Origin of the sequence: Haloferax sp. Atlit-10N (assembly GCF_003586325.1) — an archaeon.
Taxonomy (GTDB): domain Archaea; phylum Halobacteriota; class Halobacteria; order Halobacteriales; family Haloferacaceae; genus Haloferax; species Haloferax prahovense.
On sequence record NZ_PSYX01000083.1, the window covers coordinates 1 to 650 of the forward strand.

Below are 650 nucleotides of genomic sequence, written 5' to 3' on the forward strand. Positions count from 1 at the left end.
GATTCGACGTCTGAGCTAATCCACTTACACACCTACGGCTCTGTTGAAATACTCAGGACCTGACAGGTGTCGCGTGCTGAATATAGAGGGGGATTCCTCGCCGTCCGAACGCTTATCCTCTGAGACCGATTCGAGTTTAGGATGGCAAGTGCGACTCGCAACGGGGACGACGACTTTGAGGGGGTCGAGTTCATCCGCTAAGACGACGGGAGTATCACCGCCCGCGATACCGAGACCGGTCTCTCACGTGGTGGCGACACCCGAGCAGAAGCACTTTCGCAGCTTGCGGAGGCTCTCGTTCTCCACGAGGGTGGTGGTGAGCCCATCACCGACGATGACCTCGAAGAACTCGGCCTCGACCCCGACGAGTTCGAGAACCGCGAACTGCCCGACTTTATGCAGTAGATGGTACGGAGGACGTTCTCTGGCCGCGAGGTCACCAAAGCACTCACGAAGTACGGATACGTCCCGAAATCTCGCCACGGAAGCCACGTTCGGCTGCGATACGAGCATCCCGAGACGGGAGAAGTCCGAAACGTCGACGTGCCGCAGCACGACGAACTCAAGATTGGGACCCTCCGTTCCATCGCCGATCAATGCGGCGCGAAGGACTTCCACTCGTGGTGCGAGTGGATTGAACAGACGCTGTA

The 650-nt window shown here is 58.5% G+C and carries 1 protein-coding gene and 1 pseudogene; both read left to right on the top strand.

The features are described from left to right. The first annotated feature begins 141 nt into the window (after positions 1-141). Positions 142-405: pseudogene (locus C5B91_RS22865) on the top strand (hypothetical protein). Then, positions 406-650: type II toxin-antitoxin system HicA family toxin (locus C5B91_RS21280; protein ID WP_013035697.1), on the top strand; the 245-nt coding region annotated here is incomplete at its 3' end.